At 67.5% G+C, this 22,009-nt stretch carries 17 protein-coding genes; 6 read left to right on the top strand and 11 right to left on the bottom strand.

What is annotated here, in order from left to right:
- Position 1: 1 nt before the first annotated feature.
- From HH212_RS25665 to HH212_RS25640, 6 genes are all read right to left on the bottom strand, one after another.
- Positions 2 to 1,057: a branched-chain amino acid ABC transporter permease gene (locus tag HH212_RS25665; protein WP_229217471.1), complete on the bottom strand. Its 1,056-nt coding sequence runs from the start codon at positions 1,055 to 1,057 to the stop codon at positions 2 to 4.
- A 38-nt stretch (positions 1,058 to 1,095) separates the two neighbouring features.
- On the bottom strand, positions 1,096 to 1,821 hold the full coding sequence (locus HH212_RS25660) for an ABC transporter ATP-binding protein (RefSeq protein ID WP_170205707.1): 726 nt from the start codon (positions 1,819 to 1,821) through the stop codon (positions 1,096 to 1,098).
- Between the two features lie 22 nt (positions 1,822 to 1,843).
- The gene (locus tag HH212_RS25655) at positions 1,844 to 2,665 is read right to left on the bottom strand and encodes an ABC transporter ATP-binding protein (protein WP_170205036.1); all 822 of its coding nucleotides are present in this window, start codon (positions 2,663 to 2,665) and stop codon (positions 1,844 to 1,846) included.
- Positions 2,665 to 3,861 (bottom strand): substrate-binding domain-containing protein, encoded by a 1,197-nt coding sequence (locus HH212_RS25650; protein ID WP_211172421.1) that lies wholly within the window; start codon positions 3,859 to 3,861, stop codon positions 2,665 to 2,667. Before HH212_RS25650 ends, HH212_RS25655 begins: the two co-directional genes overlap by 1 nt.
- A gap of 30 nt (positions 3,862 to 3,891) precedes the next feature.
- On the bottom strand, positions 3,892 to 4,857 hold the full coding sequence (locus tag HH212_RS25645; RefSeq protein ID WP_229217470.1) for an alpha/beta fold hydrolase: 966 nt from the start codon (positions 4,855 to 4,857) through the stop codon (positions 3,892 to 3,894).
- Between the two features lie 128 nt (positions 4,858 to 4,985).
- Positions 4,986 to 7,322, bottom strand: a complete 2,337-nt coding sequence (locus tag HH212_RS25640; RefSeq protein WP_229217469.1) for a TonB-dependent receptor — start codon at positions 7,320 to 7,322, stop codon at positions 4,986 to 4,988.
- A 272-nt stretch (positions 7,323 to 7,594) separates the two neighbouring features.
- Here HH212_RS25640 and HH212_RS25635 point away from each other — a divergent pair, with 272 nt between their 5' ends.
- Both HH212_RS25635 and HH212_RS25630 read left to right on the top strand, forming a co-directional pair.
- Entirely contained in the window at positions 7,595 to 8,515 is a 921-nt protein-coding gene (locus HH212_RS25635; RefSeq protein WP_170205034.1) for a LysR family transcriptional regulator, read from the top strand.
- Positions 8,490 to 9,050, top strand: coding sequence for a GNAT family N-acetyltransferase (locus HH212_RS25630; RefSeq protein WP_229217468.1), 561 nt, complete (start codon positions 8,490 to 8,492; stop codon positions 9,048 to 9,050). The genes HH212_RS25635 and HH212_RS25630 overlap by 26 nt, the downstream gene beginning before the upstream one ends.
- A gap of 9 nt (positions 9,051 to 9,059) precedes the next feature.
- Here the strand turns inward: HH212_RS25630 and HH212_RS25625 are convergent, their stop codons facing one another.
- Positions 9,060 to 10,229: a GNAT family N-acetyltransferase gene (locus HH212_RS25625; protein ID WP_370663898.1), complete on the bottom strand. Its 1,170-nt coding sequence runs from the start codon at positions 10,227 to 10,229 to the stop codon at positions 9,060 to 9,062.
- Positions 10,230 to 10,298: 69 nt separating this feature from the next.
- Between HH212_RS25625 and HH212_RS25620 the strand changes: the two genes are divergently transcribed.
- Both HH212_RS25620 and HH212_RS25615 read left to right on the top strand, forming a co-directional pair.
- Positions 10,299 to 12,488 (top strand): NAD(+) synthase, encoded by a 2,190-nt coding sequence (locus tag HH212_RS25620; RefSeq protein ID WP_170205031.1) that lies wholly within the window; start codon positions 10,299 to 10,301, stop codon positions 12,486 to 12,488.
- The gene (locus tag HH212_RS25615) at positions 12,485 to 12,823 is read left to right on the top strand and encodes a P-II family nitrogen regulator (RefSeq protein ID WP_170205030.1); all 339 of its coding nucleotides are present in this window, start codon (positions 12,485 to 12,487) and stop codon (positions 12,821 to 12,823) included. Before HH212_RS25620 ends, HH212_RS25615 begins: the two co-directional genes overlap by 4 nt.
- A gap of 494 nt (positions 12,824 to 13,317) precedes the next feature.
- Here HH212_RS25615 and HH212_RS25610 read toward each other — a convergent pair whose 3' ends face one another.
- From HH212_RS25610 to trxB, 4 genes are all read right to left on the bottom strand, one after another.
- Positions 13,318 to 13,923, bottom strand: coding sequence for a trimeric intracellular cation channel family protein (locus HH212_RS25610; protein WP_170205029.1), 606 nt, complete (start codon positions 13,921 to 13,923; stop codon positions 13,318 to 13,320).
- 123 nt (positions 13,924 to 14,046) lie between these two features.
- Positions 14,047 to 16,245, bottom strand: a complete 2,199-nt coding sequence (locus HH212_RS25605) for an ATP-binding protein (protein WP_229217467.1) — start codon at positions 16,243 to 16,245, stop codon at positions 14,047 to 14,049.
- Between the two features lie 165 nt (positions 16,246 to 16,410).
- Positions 16,411 to 17,076: a Smr/MutS family protein gene (locus HH212_RS25600; protein ID WP_170205028.1), complete on the bottom strand. Its 666-nt coding sequence runs from the start codon at positions 17,074 to 17,076 to the stop codon at positions 16,411 to 16,413.
- Positions 17,077 to 17,224: 148 nt separating this feature from the next.
- Entirely contained in the window at positions 17,225 to 18,178 is a 954-nt protein-coding gene (gene trxB / locus HH212_RS25595) for a thioredoxin-disulfide reductase (protein ID WP_170205027.1), read from the bottom strand.
- A 200-nt stretch (positions 18,179 to 18,378) separates the two neighbouring features.
- On the opposite strand from trxB, the gene HH212_RS27550 reads away from it, so the two are divergent.
- Together HH212_RS27550 and lolA are read left to right on the top strand one after the other, a co-directional pair.
- Complete coding sequence (locus tag HH212_RS27550) at positions 18,379 to 21,162, top strand: DNA translocase FtsK (RefSeq protein ID WP_229217466.1); 2,784 nt, start codon at positions 18,379 to 18,381, stop codon at positions 21,160 to 21,162.
- A gap of 193 nt (positions 21,163 to 21,355) precedes the next feature.
- Positions 21,356 to 21,997, top strand: a complete 642-nt coding sequence (lolA, locus tag HH212_RS25580) for an outer membrane lipoprotein chaperone LolA (RefSeq protein ID WP_170205026.1) — start codon at positions 21,356 to 21,358, stop codon at positions 21,995 to 21,997.
- The last annotated feature ends 12 nt before the right edge of the window (positions 21,998 to 22,009 follow it).

Here is a 22,009-nt window from a genome sequence, read left to right as displayed (position 1 = left end):
CTCAGTGCCTCGCTTTCGCATACAGGCCGGCCGGCCGCCACAGCAGGATCGCGACCATCAGCATCAGGTTCGACACCAGCGCGACCTTGGGCGCCAGGAAGGCGGCGTAGTTGGCCACCAGCGCCATCAGGAGGGCGCCGATGAAGCAGCCGCCGACCGAGCCGAGGCCGCCGATGATGACCACGATGAACACCATCACCATGATCTCGCTGCCCATGTGCGCCACCAGGTTTTCCTTGTACAAGCCCCACAGCACGCCGCCCAGCCCGGCCAGCGCCGAACCGGCCGCGAACACGCCGACGAACAGGCGGCGGATGCGGTAGCCCAGCGCCTCGACCATCTCGCCGTTCTCGACGCCGGCGCGGATCAGGAGGCCGATGCGGGTGCGGTTCAGCACCAAGAACATGGCGGCGAATACCACCAGCCCGACCGCGACCGCGAGCAGCCGGTATTTCTCGATCGCGGCGTCGCCCAGGAAGATGGCGCCGCGCAGCGCCGCCGGCATCGGCAGCGCGATCTGCTCGGCACCCCAGATCAGGTTGATCAGCTGTTCCGAGACGATCATGCCGCCCATCGTGACCAGGATCTGCTTCAGGTGCTGGCCGTACACCGGCATGATGACGACGCGCTCGAACGCCCAGCCGAGCAGGGCGGTGACCAGCATCGCCAGCGCCACCGCCAAGCCCAGCACGCCCAGGTTGGCCGCCAGCGAATCGGCTTCCAGCCAGCCGCGCATCGGCAGCAGCACGGTGGTGGCGGTAAAGGCGCCCACGGAAACGAAAGCGCCGTGGCCGAAATTCAGCACGTTCATCAGCCCGAACACCAGCGTCAGTCCGCTGGCCATGATGAAGATCATCATCCCCATGGCCAGGCCGGCCACGGTCAGCGTGATCCAGGTCGGCAGGCTGACGAAGGGGAGCATGGCCAGCGCCAGCGCCGGCGCCAGCAGCAGCGGCAGGAGGTCGCGCCGCGGCGCCGGCAGCGGCGCGTCCGCTGGCGCGGCCGGGGCGGGTGGGACCGGCTCTACGGCCGGGTCGATCGGGTAGGTGGCGTTCACGTCATGGTTTCCTTGTCCGGTGCGGCATGCATGCGTTTTCACTGGTGCGCGTCCAGCGCCAGGCCCAGCAGGCGCTGCTGCAGCGCCGCGTCGCCGGCCAGGTCGTGCATGGCGCCGGCATGCACGACGCGGCCGTCGTCCATCACGCCGACGCTGTCGCCCAGCGTGCGCACGAAGTTGACGTTCTGTTCGACCAGCAGGATCGTGGTGCTGGTGTCCTTGAGGTCGAGGAAGGCCGCCATCAGGCTGGCCACGATGGCCGGCGCCAGGCCCTTGGTCGGCTCGTCCACCAGCAGCAGTTGCCGCGGTTCGACGACGGCGCGCGCGATCGCCACCATCTGCTTCTGGCCGCCGGACAAATTGCCGGCCGCGCTGTGCCAGAACTTGCGCAGGGCCGGGAAGAAACCGCAGATCCAGTCGACGCGCGCGCTGTCGAGCAGCCCGTTCCTGGCTGCCAGCACCAGGTTCTCGCGCACCGTCAGTTCGGAAAACACGGCCATGCTTTCCGGGACGTAGGCGATGCCGGCGCGCGCGATGTCGGGCGTGGCCATCCCGGTGATGTCGCGGCCGTCGAACACGATGGTCCCGGCGCTGGCGCGCCACAATCCCATCACGGTGCGCAGCGTGGTGGTCTTGCCGGCGCCGTTGCGGCCCAGCAGCACGGCTAGGGCCCCGCGCGGCACGGCCAGGTCCACGCCCTGCAGGATGTGGTACTGGCCGATGTGGGTGTGCACGCCGGACAGCGTCAGGATCGGCTCGCCCATGGATGCCGTCGTATTCGACGCTTCACGCGGGTTCGGTTGCGCCAAGATAGGCCTCCTGCACGATGGTCGATCGCATCACCTCGGCCGGCTTGCCGTCCGCCACCAGGGCGCCGTTGTGCAGCACCACGATGCGGTCGGCCAGTGCGCGCACCACGTCCATCTTGTGCTCGACCAGCAGCACGGTCCTGTTGCGCGCCGCCTTGACCTGGTGGATCAGGTCGAGCACCACCGGCACTTCGTCCACGCTCATGCCGGCGGTCGGCTCGTCGAACATCAGGATGTCGGGTTCCAGCGCCAGCAGGATCGCCACCTCCAGCTTGCGCTGGTCGCCGTGCGACAGCGTGCCGACCCAGGCATCGCGCTTGGCTGCCATGGCGACGCGCTCGAGATAGTGCTCGGCGCGCGCGATGACCTCGCGGTGGCTGGAGCACAGCGACAGCATGTGCATGCCGATGCCGGCCCGGCTCTGCACCGCCAGGCGCACGTTTTCCAGCACGCTCAGGTGCGGGAACAGGTTGGTCAGCTGGAACGCGCGGCCGATGCCGAGGCGGGTGCGCCGGGCCGCGCCCAGCCGGCTAACGTCGCGGCCGTTCACGAACACCCGTCCGGCGCTGGCCGCCAACTGGCCGGACACCAGGTTGAAATAGGTGGTCTTGCCGGCGCCGTTCGGTCCCACGATGACGGTCAGGGTACCGGGATAGAAGGCCGCCGTCACCGCGTCGACCGCCACGTGGCCGCCGAAGCGCACCGTCAGGCCCTCGGTCGCCAACGCAGGCGCGAGCGCCGGCGCCGGCCCGGTGGACGGCGCGGCTGCCGGCGCGGCGGCTTGCTGGTCGGGCGCCATCAGCGCTTGTTCCTGACCGGCAGCGGCAATTCCGCGGCCGGGATTTCGCGCACCAGTTCCAGCAGGTCCCACTCGTTCTTCTGCTCCTTCCTGATGCGGAAATGGTACATCGGCTGCAGCGCCTGGTGGTCTTCGCGGCGGAAGCTCAGCGTGCCTTTCGGGCTCTCGAAGCTCATGCCTTCCATCGCCGCCACCAGTTGCTCGCTGTCGGCCGACGGCACCTTCTGCAGCGCCGCGAACACCGCGCCGGCCGCGCTCATGCCGCCCGCGGTGAACATGTCGGGGGGTGCCTTGAAGCGCTTCATGTGCTCGGCGACCAGCCAGTCGTTCATCTTGTTCCTGGGGAAGCCATAGTAGTAATAGATCGTGCCTTCGGTACCGGCATACGCCTTCCAGGTCTTCATCACCGGCAGCAGGTTGCCGCCCGGCGCCAGCGCGATGCCGAAGCGTTCCGGCTTCATGTCGGCGATCTTGTTCATCGGGTTCGGTCCGGCCCAGGCGATGGCCAGGATGCGCGGCTGCGGCTTGTCCTTGAGCGCGTCGAACAGGCGCTGGGTCGGTGCGGTGAAGTCGGTGGCGGCGACGGGCGCGTATTCCTCGTGCACCACTTTCGCCTTGCTGCCGGTCGCCGCCAGCGCTTCCTTGCCGGCCTTGACGGCGTCGCGCCCGAAGGCATAGTCCTGGGCCAGGAAGGCGACGCTGCCGCTCTTGAGCGTGGATGCCGCCGCCAGCGCGTCCTGCATCGAATTGCGCGCGGTGCGGAACACGTACCTGTTCCACCTGGCGCCGGTGATCTCGTCGGCCACGGCCGGCTCGACCACCAGCACCTTCCTGTATTCCCTGGCCACCGGCAGCATCGCCAGCGCCGAGCCGGACGAGGTCGTGCCGACCGCGATGTCGACCTTGTCGTCGTAGGCTTCGGCCAGCAGGGTGCGGCCGAGGTCGGGCTTGCCCTGGTCGTCCTTGACGATCACCTTGATCTTGCGGCCGTTGATTTCCATCTTGCCGCCGGTCAGGTATTCCAGGCCCATCATGAAACCGGTCTCGGTCTCGCGCGCATACGATTCCAGGATGCCGGTCTTGCCGGCGATCAGGGCGATCTTCAGGTCGGGCGCGGCGCCGGCATTGCCGCCATACGCGATGCCGGCGGCAAAAGCGGCCGACAGCATCGCCGGCAAGAGTTTGAAGCGTGTCATTCCGTCTCCTTTTCGATACTTGTCGTAGTCTCAGGGCAGGCCGGCCAGGAACGCGGTGACCGCCGCCAGCGCGGCCGGCTCGGTCAGCATCGGCGCGTGGCCCACGTCCGGCACCTCCACGTAGCGCATCGACGGCGCCGCGCGCCGCATCCATTCGGCCTGCCGCGCTTCCAGCAGGTCGGACAGTGCGCCGCGCACCAGCAGCAGCGGCCGTTCGCGCGCCAGCCGGCGGAAGGCCATCCGGCTCTGCAGCGAGGTCGGCCTGAGCTTGCCGCTTTGCAGGGCGATGGCGATGTGCGGGTCGTAGCGCGGCGCCAGGCGCCCGCCGGCATCCGGCTCGAAGGCGCGGCGCGCCCATTTGTCCCATTCCGCATCCGGATTGTGCGGAAAGGCGCAGCGGTTGATGTCGCTGACGTAGCGCGCGGCATCGTCCCACGACGCCGGCCGCACCGGCTTGCCGGTATAGCCGGCGATGCGCGCCAGGCCCTTGTCGGATACCACCGGGCCGATGTCGTTCAGCACCGCGGCGGCGATCAGGCCGATGTCGCGCGTCGCCAGCGTCATCGTGATCAGGCCGCCCATCGAGGTGCCGACGAAGATGGCGCGCGCGATGCCGAGCCCGGCCATCAGGCGCTCGACGTCGGCGGCGTACACCTGCGGGTTGTAGTTGTCCGGATTCGGGTCGCGCGCCGAGTGGCCGCGGCCGCGCACGTCGAGCGCCAGCACGCGCCGGCCCAGGCCGGCGACGAGGGGGGCGAATTCATCGAAGTCGGCGCAATTGCGGGTCAGTCCGTGGATGCAGATGACGGGCAGGCGCGCCGCGGGCGAGGCGGCAGCCGGCGTGCCTGCCATCGATGCGCCGGCCGCCGCGGTGTCGACCGCCGCGGTGTCGACCGCCGCGGTATCGACCGCCGCGGTGTCGACCGGCGCATAATCCCGCGCATACAGCGTCAGGCCGTCTTCGCTGCTGTAATGGATCGGTGTGAAGTGAGGCACGCTCGGCAGGTCCTGTGGTTCGAATCGTTGGGGTGAATCCTTGCGCCGGCATCCAGGGGCGCCGGGGACGTCGGCGGCGCCGGGCGGCTGCACGGCGGCCGCCATGGCGCGGGGTGTGGACGCGGCGCTCAGAAGCGGTACTCGACCGTTGCCTGCACCGTGCGCGGCGCACCGTAGAACGCCGTCAGCGTGCCTTCGTTGCCCAGCGTCGGGAACAGGTAGCCGGCGGTCTTGTAGTGCTTGTCCGACAGGTTCTTGCCGTGCAGGCCGGCGCGGATCTTGCCGTCCTTGCGGGTCCAGATCACGCTGGCGTCATATAGCTTGTACGACGCCTGGTCCAGGATCGACACGGTCTCGAACTGGTTGGTGGCGCCGCGGTAGGATGCCGCGCCGATCAGCGTCAGGCTGCCATCGACGCCGCCCAGCGGCAGCGCCACATCGTAGGTGGCGCGCAGGTTGGCCGCGTTGCGCGGCGTGTTCTGGAACACGCGCTGGTTGGCCACGTTGACGCCGGCCACGATGTATTCGTCGTACTTGGCGTCGATGTAGCTGACCATGCCGGACAGGCTGAAGTTCCTGGTGAGATGGGCCACCGCCTCGAATTCGACACCCTTGATGGTGGCCTTGCCGGCATTCGTGGTCAGGCCGGCGAAGCTGTCGTCGCGGCCGTCGCCGTTGGTGTCGATCGCCACCGAACCCGGAATCTGCACGTCCTTGTAGTCGCTGTAGAACAGGGCGGTGTTGGTGGTGACGAGCCCGCCGTTGAACGAGGACTTCAGGCCCAGCTCGTAGGTACCGATGGTTTCCGGGCTGTAGCCGGCGCGCGCCTGGGCCAGCGTGATGCGGGTGCCGACCACGTTCAGGCGCGGGTCGAAGCCGCCGCCCTTGAAGCCCTTGGCGTACGAGGCATAGACGTTCTGGTCCGGCGTGGCCTTCCAGTTCAGGGCGATGCGCGGCGTGAACTTCTTGTCTTCGCGCTGCAACTGGCCATTGCGCAGGTCGGTGTCGGTGCGGAACAGGATTGCGCCCGGGTTGCCCATCTCGGGCGTGCCGTTCAGGCCCAGATAGATCTGGCGGTAGACGTCGGCCTCGCGCTTGTCGACGGTGTAGCGTCCGCCCAGCGACAGCTGCAGGACGTCGGTGAGGTTGTAGCTGCCGTCGGCATACACGGCCCAGGCGCGGGTGTCGACGTCGCCGCTGGTAAAGGTGCTGGTCGGCACGGCGCCGGCCAGGATGGTGTCGAACTTGTTGTAGGCGTTGGCGTCGATGTAGTAGACCCCGGCCGTACCCTGGATCTTGGGACCGGTATAGGTCAGGTTGAATTCCTGGCTGAACTGGCGGTTGGTGTACAGGGCCGGCACCTCGAAGTCGACCACCGGCAGCGAATCGAAGTCGATCGGCGCATACGACTTGTCCTGGCGCTGCGCGGTGATCGACTTGAAGGTCAGCTCCGGATTCACGGTCCATTCGACCGTGGCGGACACGCCGTGCTGGCGCACTTCCTGTTCGTGCCCGAGCGCCCTGGCCAGGTCGGCTTGCGTGTCGTAGACGTTGGACAGGATCGGTGCGCCGCCCGTGCGGCCGACGATCAGGCGGTGACCGTTCTTCGGATGCGAGTCGTCCTGGGTGATGTCGCCGGCCACGCGCACCCACAGGTCGGGCGTGGCCTGCCATTCGGCCGACAGGCGGCCCGCCGTCAGGTCCTTGTCGTAGTTGGGCGCGCCGGTGAACAGGTTGCGGCCATAGCCGTCGTGCTTGAAGCGGGCGACCGTGCCGCCGATGCGCAGCTGCTCGTTCACCGGCGTGCTGGCGGTGAGCACGCCGTCGCGTTCCTTGTAGTTGCCGAGCGTGCCTTTCAGGCGGATGTCGGTCTGCGGCGCCAGCTTGCGGGTCACGTACTTGACCGCGCCGCCGATGGTGTTGCGTCCGTACAGCGTGCCTTGCGGGCCGCGCAGCACCTCGATGCGCTCGACGTCGTAGATGTCGGCCACGGCGCCCTGCGGGCGCGCCAGGTAGATGTCGTCCAGGTAAATGCCGACGCCGGACTCGAAGCCGGCCAGCGGGTCGGCCTGACCGACGCCGCGGATGAAGGCGGTCAATGTCGAGTTGGTGGCGCGCGACGCCTTCAGGGTGGTATTCGGCAGCGTGGTGGTGAGCGCCACCACGTCCGGGATGCCTTGCTTGGACAGCTGGTCGGCGGTGAAGGCGGTGACCGAGACCGGCACGTCCTGCAGCGTTTCCTGGCGCCGGCGCGCGGTGACGACCACCTTCTCGATATTGCCCTCGGGCGCGGCGACGGCGCTGCTGATGCCGCCGCCTTCCTGTGCATGGACACCCACGCCGGCGCCGGCGCCGGTCAGCACCAGCAGGGCGGCGGCCGAGCGCCCGAGCAGCCTGCTCCCTGGCAGCCTGCGCCTGGCCGATTGGTGAACGGGCGAATCCGACTTCTTGCTAACACGCATCATTGTCTCCTGAATGTCTTGTGGTGTCATGCCGTGAGCTACAGGTCGCACGCACCGCAGTGTGCCTCGGTTGGGATCGACTGGAAAGACATCACCGCGCCCACAGGGTGTGCATGAATGCACAGCCAATTGCACCGGGCCGGTGCGGCAAAATAACGGGGTCCGGCAGGCGCTGCGCCAGGTTGGGGTGCGCGCGCAAGGCCGAGCCCGAAAACGTTGCAGCGAGAATGTGCACGAGCGCACAATATGTCACCTTGACAAGGAACAGCCCGCCGATGAATACCCTGCCGGAGTGGACCGACCTGCGTTTCTTCCTGGAATTGGCACGCGCCGGCACGCTGTCGGGCGCTTCGCGCCGGCTCGACGTCGAGCACACCACCGTGGCGCGCCGCATCGACCGTCTCGAGCACCAGCTCGGCAGCACGCTGTTCGACCGCTCGCGCGAAGGCTACGAATTGACCGAGATGGGGCAGGCGCTGCTGCCGCACGCGGAGGTGATGGAAGGCGCGGCGCTGGCCGCCGCCGAGCAGCTGGGCGGGGCCGAGGTGGCGGCGCACGGCGTGGTGCGCCTGGGCGTGCCGGAAGTGTTCGGCACGCGCGTGGTGGTGGCGCTGCTGGCCAGGTTGTTCGCCGACCACCCCGACCTGTCGATCGACCTGCTGGCGCTGCCGCGCTTCGCCAACCTGGCCAACCGCGAGGCCGACCTCGGGGTGATGCTGGACCCGCCCTCGACCGGACGCTACATGGTCACGCGGCTGGCGGCGTTCCGCTTCTACCTGTACGCGGCGCCGGACTACCTGGCCACGCATGCGCCGATCCTGGCCCAGGCCGACCTCGAGCGCCACGACTTCGTCGACTATGTGCAGGACCGCCTGGCCAGCCGCGAACTGTCCTACCTGAATGAGCTCGGTTTCACGCCGCGGCGCCGCCTGTGCTGTTCCGGCATGGCGGCGCAGATCGAGGCGGCGGCGCTGGGGATGGGTCTCATGATGGCGCCGCCGTACGCGGTGCCGGACGACGGCCGCCTGGTGCCGGTACTGCCGGGCTTCCACGCCGAGCGCTCGTTTTGGCTGGCGGCGCCGGCCGACCTGTACCGGCTGCGCCGGGTGAAGCTGGTGTGGGACCTGCTGCGCCACCTGGCCGACAACAACCCGACCCTGTGGTGGCACCATGGCGACATTCGACGCAAGGCATGAGGACAAGGCGCGCATGGAGATCACGATCCGCCATTACCGGCCGGACGACCGGGACGGCGTCAACCGCGTGGCGCTGGCCGCGTTCGCGCAGTACGCCCGGGACTACGACGACTGGGCCGGTTTCAGCGCCGGCATCAAGCGCATGGCCGACCTGGCCCTGGACGCCGATTTGCTGGTGGCCGAAAGTGGCGGCGCGCTGGTGGGTGCGGTCGTGCATGTGGGGCCGGGCAAGCCGCGCGGCGCCATGTACCCGAACGGCTGGTCGGTGATCCGCATGCTGGTGGTGGACCCGGCCTGGCGCGGGCGCGGCGTCGGCCGGCGCCTGGTGGCGGCCTGCCTGCAGTGTGCGCTGGACGCGCGCGCGCCGGTGGTCGGCCTGCATACCAGCCCGATCATGGCGTCGGCGCTGCGCCTGTACCTGGCGATCGGGTTCGAACGCGACATGGAGCTGCCGCCGAACCGCGGCGTCGAATACGCGCGCTACGTGTTGCCGGGTTCGGAAGTGCGGACGGCGATCGCGGCGTTGAACGTGTAGCCGGCGGGTTCAGGCGCCGCGGAACGGCGTGCGGTCCCTGAGCTCGTCGATGTAGCCGTCGATGCCGCCCGCTTCCTGCGCCAGGAAGCGCTCGACCGCGTCGGCGAAGGCGGGGTGCGCCAGCCAGTGCGCCGACCAGGTGCGGGTCGGCAGGAAGCCGCGCGCCATCTTGTGCTCGCCCTGGGCGCCGCCCTCGAATACCCGGATGCCCTGCTCGATGCAGAACTCGAGCGGCTGGTAGTAGGCGGTCTCGAAGTGCAGGCAGGCCACGTGTTCCAGCGCGCCCCAGTAGCGGCCGTACAGCGTGTCCGCATCGTGCACCACCAGCGAGGCGGCGATCGGGGAGCCTTCGCGCTCGGCGATCACCAGCAGCAGCTTGTCCGGCATGCCGCGGCCGATGCGGCGGAAGAAGTCCAGGTTCAGGTAGGGCGTCGAATGATGCTCGGCATAGGTGTGGCGGTAGCAGCGCGTGAAGAAGCGCCAGTCTTCGTCGGTGGCGTCGCGCCCGCGCACGCGCCGCAGCGTGACGCCGGCCTCCTTGACCTTGCGGCGCTCGGCGCGGATGTTCTTGCGCTTCTTCTGTTCCAGCGTGGCCAGGAAGGCGTCAAAGTCGGCGTAGTCCCGGTTCTCCCAGTGGAACTGGACCCCACTGCGCAGCAGGAAGCCGGCCTCCTGCAGCTGGCGCGCCTGGTCCTCGGGCGGGAACAGCACGTGGGTCGACGACACCTCGGTCGCGCCCTGGGTCGCGCACAGCACCTCGACCAGGGCGGCGCGCGCCGCGGCGTCGCGCGCCAGCAGGCGCGCACCGGACACCGGCGTGAACGGGATCGCCGACAGCAGCTTCGGATAGTAGTCCAGCCCGTTGCGCCGGTAGGCGTCGGCCCAGGCCCAGTCGAACACGTACTCGCCGTACGAATGGTCCTTGACGTACAGGGGCAGGGCGGCCGCCAGGCGTTCCGGCGCAGCGCCATCGGCCGTTGCGCCTTGCGCCGGTTCGTACAGCACGATGAATTGCGGCTGCCAGCCGGTCTCGGGGGCGGCGCTGCCGGATTCGTGCAGCGCGTGCAGGAAGGCATACGAGAGGAAGGGATTCGGCTGTGCCTGGACGGCGACCAAGCCGTCCCAGGCGGCCTGGCCGATTTCGGACAGGGATGAAGCGATATGCGTGCGATAATTCAAGATGACTTCCATATCAAGGCAACAAGAGCCAGCGGTGAAGCAACCAGCGACGAATATAGAAAGATGAACATGGACAAGCGATTCTTCAACCTCTATTCACACGATTTCGCGCGCGTGGCCGTGGCCAGCCCGCGTTGCCGCGTCGCCGATCCGGCCTTCAACGCCCAGGAAACCATCAAGCTGGCGCGCCAGGCGGCAGAGCAGGGCGCGGTGCTGGCCGCCTTTCCCGAACTCGGGCTGTCGGCCTACACCTGCGACGACCTGTTCCACCAGCGCGCGCTGCTGGACGCCTGCCTGGCGGCGCTGGCAGACGTCGTCGAGGCCTCGATCGAACTGCCGCTGGCGCTGGTCGTCGGCATGCCGCTGCGCGTCAACCACACGTTGTTCAACTGCGCGGTGGTGCTCGCGGGCGGGCGCATCCTGGGCGTGGTGCCGAAGAGCTTCCTGCCCAATTATGGCGAATTTTATGAAATGCGGCAGTTCAATCCGTCCGAGAACACCGCGGTCGAGCGCGTCGAGCTGCTCGGCCAGGCCGTGCCGTTCGGGCCGGAACAGCTGTTCGAGATCGAAGCGCTGCCGCTGCTGCGCTTCCACGTCGAGATCTGCGAGGACGTGTGGGTGCCGGTGCCGCCGTCCTCGTTCGCGGCGCTGGCCGGGGCCACGGTGCTGGTCAATTTGTCGGCGTCGAACGTGGTGGTGGGCAAGAGCGGCTACCGCCACCAGCTGGTCGGCCAGCAGTCGGCGCGCTGCCTGGCGGCCTACCTGTACACCTCGGCCGGCCTGGGCGAATCGACCACCGACATGGCCTGGGACGGCCAGTCGCTGATCTACGAAAAGGGCGACATGCTGGCCGAGTCGCAGCGCTTCCGCGACGATTCGCACATCATCTACGCCGACGTCGACCTGGAGCGCCTGTCCACCGAGCGCATCCACACGACCACCTTCGCCCAATCGGTGCGCCGCCATGCCGGCGAGGTGGCGAAATTCCGCCTGCAGCGCTGTTCCCTGGCCCTGCCGCTGGCACGCGACCTGCCGCTGCGGCGCCTCGTCGAGCGCTTCCCGTACGTGCCGGCCGACGGCCGCCGCCGCGACGAGCGCTGCACCGAGGTCTACAACATCCAGGTGCAGGCGCTGGTGCAGCGCCTGCAGGCGTCCGGCCACCAGAAGGTGGTGATCGGCGTCTCCGGCGGGCTGGATTCGACCCATGCGCTGCTGGTGTGCGCCAAGGCGATGGACCGCCTGAACCTGCCGCGCGCGAACATCCTGGCCTACACCATGCCCGGCTTCGCCACCAGCGAGCGCACGCTGCGCCAGGCGCGCGAATTGATGGAGGTGGTCGGCGCCACGGCGGCGGAAATCGATATCCGTCCCAGCTGCCTCCAGATGCTGAAGGACCTGGGCCACCCGTACGCCGAGGGCAAGGAAGAATACGACGTCACCTTCGAGAACGTGCAGGCCGGCGAGCGCACCAGCCACCTGTTCCGGCTGGCGAACCACCACCACGCGATCGTGATCGGCACCGGCGACCTGTCCGAGCTGGCGCTGGGCTGGTGCACCTACGGCGTGGGCGACCACATGTCGCACTATAACGTCAACGCCAGCGTGCCCAAGACGCTGATCTCGCACCTGGTGCGCTGGGTGGCGGACACGGGACAATTGCGCGGCCCGGCGCGCGCGCTGCCGGAAGGCCCGGCCGGCGCCAGGCTGGACGACCGCGGCGCCGAAGTGCTGAAACGCGTGCTGGAAACCGAGATCAGCCCGGAGCTGGTGCCGGGCAAGACCGGCACCGGAACGGATGCCGGCGAGGCGGCGGCCGGCAAGCCGGCCCAGGTCACCGAGGATTTCATCGGTCCCTACGAGCTGCAGGATTTCAACCTGTACTACACACTGCGCTACGGTTTTTCGCCGGCCAAGGTCGCCTTCCTCTCGTGGAGCGCCTGGCACGACCGCGCCCAGGGTCCATGGCCGGAAGGCGGCAGCCCGGCGCGCAACCAGTACGACCTGGCGGCGATCAAGAAGAACCTCGGCATCTTCCTGTGGCGCTTCTTCAAGACCAGCCAGTTCAAGCGCTCGTGCGTGCCCAACGGCCCGAAAGTCGGCAACGGCGGCTCGCTGTCGCCGCGCGGCGACTGGCGCGCCCCAAGCGATGCCGAAGCCGTGGTGTGGATGGATGCGCTGGCGCGCATCCCGGACGATGCCATCGCGCCGGCAAGTGCGCCTGAATCTGATTCCCAAGAACCTGAAAGGAGCAGCAAATGAAGCAAATTACGTGCGTGATCAAACCGTTCAAGCTGGACGAGGTGCGCGAAGCGCTGGCCGAGGTGAACGTCACCGGCCTGACCGTGACCGAGGTGAAGGGCTTCGGCCGCCAGAAGGGCCATACCGAACTGTACCGCGGCGCCGAGTACGTGGTCGATTTCCTGCCCAAGGTGAAGATCGAGGTGGTGGTCGACGATGCGATGACCGAGCAGGTGGTCGACGCCATCATCAAGGCGGCGCGCACCGGCAAGATCGGCGACGGCAAGATCTTCGTGCAGGAAGTGGAGCAGGTGATCCGGATCCGTACCGGCGAGACGGGGCCGGATGCGGTGTGACAGAGCGTGGGGTGGCAAGTCGGTGTCAGGCGGCCATGCCAGTTGAACCGTCGTCCCCGCGCAGGCGCACTACTGTCCAAGATAAGCGTTATCTCTGCATTGAGCGGGTTTTGTTGCTAGCAGTAATGTAAAAATCATTATTAGCCAACAACTCGTCGTCCCCGCAAAGGCGGGGATAATGCCACTGGCATTATCCACTCCATACTGAGCAAGAGAATTTGGTACTTAAAAGCAACCATAATGCTTCAAAAATCCTAATTTTTGGTACTCAGCATGGGTCCCCGCCTTCGCGGGGACGACGGTTTTTAGGCCAGCAATACTATCTTGGACAGTAGTGCGCGCAGGCGGGGACCCATGCTGAGCTTGCAAAGTTACCGCACTCAACGACGCTACAGTATTTCCAGTTCTGCGATTTCAATAGCTCACTATGGGCCCCCGCCTGCGCGGGGACGACGGTGCAGGGTGCGGCATCCAGGATTCACTATCCGCGAACATCACCGCCCCAGCGTCATATCGAACTTCCAGCAGATCAGCCGCAAGCCGCTGATGAACAGCGCGCTGGACCACAGCGCGAAGTCGTGCTCCACGCCGTACAGCCCCATCAGCAGGAAAATCCAGTTGCCGATGAATGCGCAGATCGCATACGGTTTGCCGTCGCGGAACACCATCGGCACCTCGTTGCAGACGATGTCGCGCAACACGCCGCCGAAGATGCCGGTGATGACGCCCATCATCGAGGCGATGAACAGCGGCATGTGCGCTTCCAGCGCCGAGGACACGCCGGCCACCGAGAACAGGCCCAGGCCGACCGCGTCGGCGATCACGATCATGCGTTCCGAGACGCGGTGGCGCAGCGTGCGGATCAAGGGGGACGCGACCAGCGCCAGCACGAAGATCAGGATCGCGTATTCCTGGTGCGTCACCCAGAACAGCGGGCGGCGGTCGAGCAGGATGTCGCGCAGGGTGCCGCCGCCGAATGCGGCGATGAAGGCGACGGTGAACACGCCGACCACGTCCATGCGCTTGCGGCGCGCCTCGATGAAGCCGGAAAAGGCGCCCACCAGGATCGCCACGATTTCGATGAAGGTGATGAGATGCATGCAGAGCCGTTTTTGTTGCGACCCTGCAAGCCTACCATGCCGGACGGGTGGATGTACGGACGCGCTGCCGCACCGTCGTATCCGCGGCGCGGCGCCGCATCGGCAGGCGCCGCGACCGGCGTATCAGGGCTGGGCGGCCTGGCGCGGCGCCAGCGGCAGGCGCACGGTGAATACCACGCAGCCGTCCTCGTGGCGGTAGCCGATCTCGCCCTCGTGCTCGCGCACGATCTGCTGGGCGATGTACAGCCCCAGGCCCATGCCGGTGCGGTTGCGCGCGTTGTTCAGCGAGCTGCGCTTGTACGGGTTGAACAGCGTGGCCTCGGCCTCGGCCGGGATCGGCGCGCCGTGGTTCGACACGCTCACCACCGCGTGATGCGCCTCGAGCTTCAGGCGCACGCCGATCGGCTGGTTCGGCTCGCCGTGGTGGCGCGCATTGCTCAGCAGGTTGGACAACACCTGGCCCAGGCGGCTGTCGTCGCCCAGCACGAAGGCCGGGCCGATCGTGTGCAGCTCGTAGACGATGGTGGGGTAGGCCAGGCGCGCCTCCTCGACCATGTCCTCGACCAGCGCGGCCAGGTCGACCGGCGCCAGCGCCACGCCCAGCGCCAGGCCGCGGTCGATGCGGCTCATGTCGAGCACCTGGCTGATCATGCGCTGCATGCGGCTGCTGGACGACTGGATGCGCTTGCCGAGCGTGCCCTTGGTGTCGCTGGCGGCGGTCTTCTCCAGCACCATGCCGGCCATGTTGATCGAATGCAGCGGGTCGCGCAGGTCGTGGCCGAGCATCGCCAGCAGCTGCGAGCGGGTGGCCTCGGTCTGGGCGCGGCGCGCGTTCGACACGCGCATCAGTTCGCCCAGCGTCATGCGCGCATGGGTCAGGATCGCTTCTTCCCACGGATGGGCGCGCCCGCGCACGGTCTCGTGCCAGGCTTCGAACGAGCCACGCGGCGTCAGGCGCACGCCGAGCGGGCCGACGGTCTCGATCTTACCCGGCTTGCCGCCCCAGACCACGTGCTCGATCTGCTCGGTGCGCAGCAGCAGGCACCAGCCGCCGCTGGGCGGGTCGAACGGCATGCCCAGCAGGCCGGCCCACTTGCCCAGGTGCGGGCGCACATTTTCCGGCCAATCCTGCATGCCTTCGCGCAGCAGCAGGTCGTGCACGTGCTCCGGCAGCGAGGCGACCACGCGTTCGCCGTCCTCCTGCTCCAGGCCGAGGCAGACCGTGCGCCCGAACTGGGTCGCGATCATCGCCTGCGAACGGGTCGAGGCCATCAGTTCCTGGCCGTGCTTGACCAGCGCTTCCAGCGGGTCTTCTTCCAGCAGCTGGGATTCGACCAGGTGGGTGCGCACCTCGGCGGCGCGCTGCGCCAGGCCGGCCTCGAAATTCGCTTCGATGCTCTGCACGGTCGAGGCGATCACCTGGGCCAGCACGTCGGCCGCCATGCGCACCGAGTAGGGCACGCGCTTGGGCGCCATGTGGTGGCAGGCGATCAGGCCCCACAGGCGCCCGTGGATGACGATCGACACGCTCATCGAGGCCGCCACGCCCATGTTGCGCAGGTACTCGACGTGGATCGGCGAGGTGCTGCGCAGTACCGCGAAGCTCATGTCGAGCGGCGCCGCGCCCGGTGCGCCCAGCATCGGCACGGCGTCGTAGGTCATGTCGGCGATCATGCGCAGCGTGTTCAGCACGTACAGGCGGCGCGCCTGGGCCGGGATGTCGCTGGCCGGATAGCGCTGGCCGCGGTAGGCCACCAGGCCTTCGCGGTGCGCCTCGGCCACCACGTCGCCGCTGTCGTCGCCGCGGAAGCGGTAGGCCATGACGCGGTCGAAGCCGGTGAAGTCGCGCACCTGGCGCACGGCGGTCTGCAGCAGGCCGTCGATGCTCTTCTGGCGGCGCACGCGCTCGATCGAGGCATGCGCCTTGATGGCGAACTGGGCCACTGCGTCGGGCGTTTCCTCGCGCGCCTCGAATTCGACGATCACCCGGCCCTTGTGCCCATGCACCACCGAGTCGTAGTCGACACCGCCGATCGACACCGCGCCGACCGCGGGTGCGGCTTCGCCGTCGCTCATGGCGTCGAAGGTCTCGCGCACCAGGTCGACCACGTCGTCCGGCAGGCCGGCTGCGGTGAACGGCACGCCCAGTGCGAGCGCGGTGCCCAGCCTGTCGTCGGCGTTCGCGCTCCAGCCTTCGACCGCACCGTCCGCGTCCAGGAAGACCAGGGCGCCGTGCGGCTGGATCGAACCGGGCGTATGGATCGGCTCGTCGGCGCAGTTGAGCAAGTCGACCTGCCGCGGCGCTACCATCGATTCTGGCATACTGGACTTCACTATCGGATCATCCCTTCTCGTGCGGAACCACCGTGGCGCCGCGTGCAACGCATCTTACAGGTTTCACACTCAACCTGCCCTGTTTCCACCATAAGCGATATCAGTAAAGCTCAGTGGAAATTACTAATTTACTTGAGAATTCGCAAGAAGTTCTCAGTCTTCTAGTGCCGGACGCAACAATACGATCAGTGCACCGTGTCCGCCGTCGGTCCGTCCGGCCACGCAGAACGCGACCACCCCGGCGGTCTGCACCAGCCAGCTGTGCACCATGCCACGCAGCACCGGCTCGCCCCCGGCGGAGCCGTAACCGACGCCGTGGATGATGCGCACGCAGCGGATGCCGCGCTTGCTGGCGCGCTTCAGCCAGGCATCGACCTGGCTGCGCGCGAGGTCGCGCGTCAGGCCGTGCAGGTCGAGTTCGTCCTCGACCGGCCAGTTGCGTTTTCGCAACTTCTTGACCACGTCCGGACCCACGCCCGGCGCCGACCAGCTCAGCGTCGGGTCCTCGTCGAGCAGGCCGTCGACATCGAAGCCGTCCGACAGCATCGACTCGGCCAGCACCGCCGCGATTTCCTCCTCGTAGGTGCGCGGGCGCGCCGGCAGCGGCTGGCCGCGCAGTTCTGCTTCCTGCATCGGCCGCCAGACGTAGCGGTCCGATTCCGGCATTTTGGTCACGTCCCGGACCGCCGAGCGGAACTCGACCGCCTGTTCGCGTTCGATGCGTTCGCGCCGCTCGCGCTCGGCCTTTTCGATGGCGCGCCGGCGTTCCTCTTCCTGCAGCCGGTCACGAAAGGATTTCAGGTCAGAAAAATTTTTCATGCTTGCACGCGGGCGCGTTTCCAATGCGGCCAGCGGCAAGGATGATCGCCATCGATGCCGCAGCCGCTATCTTACTCCAGAACAATTAAATGCATCGACAACCCGTTGCGCATGGTGTGGCGCGCACAACGGATGGCGACGCCCAGCCTTATTCGAGCGCTTCCAGGTAGCGCTGGGCATCCAGTGCGGCCATGCAACCGGTGCCCGAGGACGTGATCGCCTGGCGGTAGATGTGGTCCTGCACGTCGCCGGCCGCGAACACGCCCGCCACGTTGGTGGCGGTGGCCATGCCCTCGGTGCCGCTGCGGGTCTTGATATAGCCGTTATGCATGTCCAACTGGCCCTCGAAGATGGCGGTGTTCGGCTTGTGGCCGATCGCCACGAACAAGCCGTGCACCTTGACGTCCTTGGCGCCGCCGTCCGCGGTCGATTTCAGGCGCAGGCCGGTCACGCCGCTCTGGTCGCCCAGCACCTCGTCCAGGGTCTGGTTCAGTTCCAAGACGATCTTGCCTTCTTCGACCTTGTGCATCAGGCGGTCGATCAGGATCGGCTCGGCGCGGAACTTGTCGCGGCGGTGGATCACGGTCACCTTGGTGGCGATGTTGGCCAGGTACAGCGCTTCCTCGACCGCGGTGTTGCCGCCGCCGATCACCGCCACTTCCTGGTTGCGGTAGAAGAAGCCGTCGCAGGTGGCGCAGGCCGACACGCCGCGGCCCATGAATTCCTGCTCGCTCGGCAGGCCGAGGTATTGGGCTGAGGCGCCGGTGGCGATGATCAGGGCGTCGCAGGTGAACTCGTGCGAATCGCCGACCAGGCGGATCGGCTTTTCGTTCAAGTACGTCGTGTGGATGTGGTCGAACACGATCTCGGTATTGAAGCGCTCGGCATGCTGCAGCAGGCGCTGCATGAGTTCCGGACCCTGCACGCCCAGCGGATCGCCCGGCCAGTTCTCGACGTCGGTCGTGGTCATCAGCTGGCCGCCTTGCTCGACGCCGGTCACCAGCATCGGTTGGAGGTTGGCGCGCGCGGCATAGACGGCGGCGCTGTAGCCGGCGGGGCCGGAACCGAGGATGAGGACTTTGGCGTGTTTGCGAGTGGTCATAGGACTTCTTCCGAATAATGATGGCCGAATAATGGTGGCTGAGAGAATGGGGCCATCGGCATGCTAATCAAGGGGCGTGGAAGCGGAGATTATAGTCCAGGATGCATACGAGCATGAATCATGGGCCTGCCTGGCAATATATCCCTTACAATGACCATCTTTAGGGGATCTTTGCCCCGGCAGCATCGGTTTCATTCAGCATGAGCAAGAATAGTCCATCGTCGACCGGTTCGACCTATACCCATAAACCCAGGCCGCCGCGGCAGCCCCTGCCGAACCGCCTGGTACGGCTGCTGTCGGAGGCGCGCTGGATCGCCACCGCGGTGGCGTTGTTGTATTTCGTCCTCATCCTGCTCAGCTATAACAAGGCGGATCCGGGCTGGTCGCACGAGAGCGCGGTGGCGCACGTGATCAACCTGGGCGGGCGCGCCGGCGCCTGGCTGGCCGACCTGCTGCTGTTCATCTTCGGCTTTTCCGCCTGGTGGTTGTGCATGTGCTTTACACGCGCCGTATGGAAGGGTTACCGGCGCCTGCACAGCCGCTTCGTGAAGGAAACCGTGATCATCCAGGAGCCGGAACACCAGGGCGAGACGGTGCTGCGCTGGGTCGGGTTCTTCATGATGATCGCCGGCAGCGTCGGCCTCGAATACCTGCGCATGTGGTCGCTCAAGGTGGAATTGCCGCGCGCCGCCGGCGGCGTGCTGGGCCAGCTGATCGGCCACTCGACCCACGTCGCCTTCGGTTTCACCGGCGCCACGCTGTTGCTGTTGCTGCTGTTCGGGCTGGGCTTTTCCTGGTATTTCCAGGTGTCGTGGCTGGCCGTGGCCGAGCGCATCGGCGAGACGGTCGAGAACACCTTCGCCTGGTTCCGCCTGCGCTCCGAAGACCGCGAAGACCGGCGCCAGGGGGAAGCGGCGGCGCACCAGCGCGACGAGACCGTGGTGCACGAGCGCGCGCGCCAGGTCGAGAAGGGCGACAAGCCGTCCAGGAAGGCGGCGCCGGCCATCGCCGCGCCGGCCGCGGCGCCCGCCGCCGCGCCCGATCCGACCGGCGCGCCCGACGAGCAGGACCTGTTCGACGAGGTCGATACGCAACCCAGGCCGGGGCTGCTGGCCAAGGCCATCGCCAAGGTCAAGGAAAAGACCGAGCCGCGTCCGGCGGCGCGCGCCGAGCCTCGGGCCGAGCCGCGCGCCGAGCCGACCATCGGCGGCTTCGACGACGACGTCGCTGGCGACGCTTCGAGCGCGCCGGTGCAGGTGCCGGCCGGGCCGATCTTCGACGTGACGCACGCCGCCGCACCGGTGGCCGCAAGTGCCGCATCCACGGCCACTGCTGCAACCGCGCCGCGTGCCGCCGCGGCGCCGCTGTCCAGCGCGCAGTTGTCGAGCGCATTGACGCCGCCGCCGATCCGCGTCGAGCCGCCGATGACCAGCGTGCCGCGCGCCGAGCGCGCCGACAAGGAACGCCAGACCGGCCTGTTCGACGTCAACGGCGACTCGGTGCTGCCGCCGCTGTCGCTGCTGGACGAAGCGCCGGCGGTGCAGGAAACCGTGGCGGTCGAGACGCTCGAATACACCAGCCGCCTGATCGAGAAGAAGCTGTCCGACTTCGGCGTGGAAGCCAAGGTCATGGCCGCCTATCCGGGCCCGGTGGTCACGCGCTACGAGATCGAGCCGGCCACCGGCGTCAAGGGCAGCCAGATCGTCAACCTGGCGCGCGACCTGGCGCGTTCGCTGTCGCTGACCTCGATCCGCGTGGTCGAGACCATCCCCGGCAAGAACTACATGGCGCTGGAATTGCCGAACCCGAAGCGCCAGATCGTGCGCCTGAGCGAGATCGTCGGCTCCAAGGTATATGCCGACAGCGTGTCCAGCCTGAGCGTGGCGCTGGGCAAGGACATCGCCGGCAAGCCGGTGGTGGCCGACCTGGCCAAGATGCCGCACCTGCTGGTGGCGGGCACCACCGGCTCCGGTAAATCGGTGGGCATCAACGCCACCATCCTGTCGCTGCTGTACAAGGCCGATCCGGCCGACGTGCGCCTGATCCTGATCGACCCGAAGATGCTGGAGATGTCGGTGTACGAGGGCATCCCGCACCTGCTGGCGCCGGTGGTGACCGACATGCGCCAGGCCGGCCACGCGCTGAACTGGGCGGTGAACGAGATGGAGCGCCGCTACAAGCTGATGTCCAAGCTGGGCGTGCGCAACCTGGCCGGCTACAACGGCAAGATCCTCGATGCGGCCAAGCGCGAGGAGCATATCCCGAACCCGTTCTCGCTGACACCGGACGCGCCCGAGCCGCTGGATAAACTGCCGACCATCGTCATCATCATCGACGAACTGGCCGACCTGATGATGGTGGTCGGCAAGAAGGTCGAGGAACTGATCGCGCGCATCGCGCAAAAGGCGCGTGCCGCCGGCATCCACCTGATCCTGGCGACCCAGCGGCCGTCGGTGGACGTGATCACCGGCCTGATCAAGGCGAACATTCCAACCCGCATCGCCTTCCAGGTGAGCTCGAAGATCGACTCGCGCACGATTCTCGACCAGATGGGCGCCGAGACCCTGCTGGGCATGGGCGACATGCTGTACATGCCGCCGGGCACCGGCCTGCCGGTACGCGTGCACGGCGCCTTCGTCTCGGACGACGAAGTGCATCGAGTTGTAAAACATCTGCAGGCGACCGGCGAACCGAATTACATTGAAGGCATCCTCGAAGGCGGCGTGGCCGAGGAAGGCGGCGCCGGCGGCGAAGCCGCGGCGGCCGGCGAGGGCGGCGGCGAGTCAGACGCTATGTACGACCAGGCGGTGCAGGTGGTGCTGAAGAACCGGCGCGCCTCGATCTCGCTGGTGCAGCGCCACCTGCGCATTGGCTACAACCGCGCCGCGCGCCTGCTCGAGCAGATGGAGCAGAGCGGCGTGGTGTCGCCGATGCAGTCGAACGGCAACCGCGACATCCTGGTGCCGGCGGCCAGCGCGGAGTAGTAAAAGAGCGCGGGGCGCTCTTTTACAAGGACGCGGGGCGTTTTTCACGCGACGCGGGGCGGCATGACGTAGGGTGGACATCTCCACCATATGACGTGAATCCGCACCGCCGTCTGCGCCGTCCACGCGTCCAGCCACCGCCGGCGCTGCCTCGCCACGACGCCAATCGAACAAAAACAAAGGAACCGACTACATGCACACCAAGCCGCACACCGTGTTGACCACCCTGATCGCCGCCGCCACGCTGGCGTTATCCTTGGGCAGCGTCGCCCACGCCGCCGCCCTCGACCAGTTCAAATCCTTCGTGGCCGGCACCAAGTCCGCGCGCGGCGAATTCACCCAGACGCAAGCGCGCAGCGCCAGCGGCAAGCCGGCCCCGGTCTCCAGCGGCAGCTTCGTATTCGCCCGTCCCGGCAAGTTCATCTGGACCTACCAGAAGCCGTACGAGCAGGTATTGCAGGCCGACGGCGAAACCCTGTACATCTTCGACAAGGACCTGAACCAGGTCACCACCCGCAAGCTGGGCAATGCGCTGGGCAGCTCGCCGGCCGCGATCCTGTTCGGCAGCAACGACCTGGAAAAGAATTTCACGCTGGCCGAGGCCGGCAACCGCGACGGCCTGGAATGGCTGAGCGCCACGCCCAAGGCCAAGGACACCACCTTCGAGCAGATCGGCATCGGCATGAAGGACGGCGCGCCGCAGGCGATGGAACTGAAGGACAACTTCGGCCGCACCACGCTGCTGAAGTTCACCAGTTTCCAGCGCAACCCTGCGCTGGGCGCGCAAGCCTTCCAGTTCGTGGTGCCGAAGGGCGCCGACGTGGTCAACCAGTAAGACCGGGAGGTC

The organism is Massilia forsythiae, assembly GCF_012849555.1.
GTDB lineage: Bacteria > Pseudomonadota > Gammaproteobacteria > Burkholderiales > Burkholderiaceae_D > Telluria > Telluria forsythiae.
Note: the sequence above shows the minus strand (reverse complement) of the source record. Positions and strands in the feature narration are given on the sequence as shown.

What these genes read in the sequence shown, in the direction of transcription:
- HH212_RS25660 (WP_170205707.1), bottom strand. Translation starts at nt 1,821, where the DNA reads ATGGGCGAGCCGATCCTGACGCTGTCCGGCGTGCACACCCACATCGGC.
- HH212_RS25655 (WP_170205036.1), bottom strand. Translation starts at nt 2,665, where the DNA reads ATGGCGCCCGACCAGCAAGCCGCCGCGCCGGCAGCCGCGCCGTCCACC.
- HH212_RS25630 (WP_229217468.1), top strand. Translation starts at nt 8,490, where the DNA reads ATGGCGACATTCGACGCAAGGCATGAGGACAAGGCGCGCATGGAGATC.
- HH212_RS25620 (WP_170205031.1), top strand. Translation starts at nt 10,299, where the DNA reads ATGGACAAGCGATTCTTCAACCTCTATTCACACGATTTCGCGCGCGTG.
- HH212_RS27550 (WP_229217466.1), top strand. Translation starts at nt 18,379, where the DNA reads ATGAGCAAGAATAGTCCATCGTCGACCGGTTCGACCTATACCCATAAA.
- HH212_RS25615 (WP_170205030.1), top strand. Translation starts at nt 12,485, where the DNA reads ATGAAGCAAATTACGTGCGTGATCAAACCGTTCAAGCTGGACGAGGTG.
- trxB (WP_170205027.1), bottom strand. Translation starts at nt 18,178, where the DNA reads ATGACCACTCGCAAACACGCCAAAGTCCTCATCCTCGGTTCCGGCCCC.
- HH212_RS25650 (WP_211172421.1), bottom strand. Translation starts at nt 3,861, where the DNA reads ATGACACGCTTCAAACTCTTGCCGGCGATGCTGTCGGCCGCTTTTGCC.
- HH212_RS25600 (WP_170205028.1), bottom strand. Translation starts at nt 17,076, where the DNA reads ATGAAAAATTTTTCTGACCTGAAATCCTTTCGTGACCGGCTGCAGGAA.
- HH212_RS25605 (WP_229217467.1), bottom strand. Translation starts at nt 16,245, where the DNA reads ATGCCAGAATCGATGGTAGCGCCGCGGCAGGTCGACTTGCTCAACTGC.
- HH212_RS25640 (WP_229217469.1), bottom strand. Translation starts at nt 7,322, where the DNA reads ATGATGCGTGTTAGCAAGAAGTCGGATTCGCCCGTTCACCAATCGGCC.
- HH212_RS25635 (WP_170205034.1), top strand. Translation starts at nt 7,595, where the DNA reads ATGAATACCCTGCCGGAGTGGACCGACCTGCGTTTCTTCCTGGAATTG.
- lolA (WP_170205026.1), top strand. Translation starts at nt 21,356, where the DNA reads ATGCACACCAAGCCGCACACCGTGTTGACCACCCTGATCGCCGCCGCC.
- HH212_RS25610 (WP_170205029.1), bottom strand. Translation starts at nt 13,923, where the DNA reads ATGCATCTCATCACCTTCATCGAAATCGTGGCGATCCTGGTGGGCGCC.